The 361-nt window shown below is 39.1% G+C and carries 1 protein-coding gene; it reads left to right on the forward strand.

The window, feature by feature from the left end; translation table 11 throughout:
- Positions 1-358: hypothetical protein (locus tag ACUU1M_RS20705; RefSeq protein ID WP_449144799.1), on the forward strand; the 358-nt coding region annotated here is incomplete at its 5' end.
- Positions 359-361 lie beyond the last annotated feature (3 nt).

Genomic DNA, 361 nt, shown 5'->3' on the forward strand with positions numbered 1-361 from the left:
CCCTGTGGTAAACAGCTTATTAAAAGAGAGAATAATACACTCCCCTAAAGAATTGGAACATGATAACGCAGTAATAAGAGTCCTGCAAAAACTACAAATTCAAGAAGTTTGTAACAACACCCTTTGGGAGACAGCCAAACAACAACTACTTCAAAAATCGGATGGAAGATATTTTGCCATCAATTCTAAACACTTATCCTTTCCAGGCCCAGGAGAATCTCACGCCTTCTGTTGCATCAAATACAAAAATGCAATTGGCATTAACGGAAACAATGCCGAAACCCAATCGACCCACTACCAACCCTATCCCTATGATAAAGTCAGTATATGGGGACCATTCCCTCACAATTTAACGTAATAT

The sequence above is a fragment of the Shigella sp. SIG6 genome (assembly GCF_053555815.1).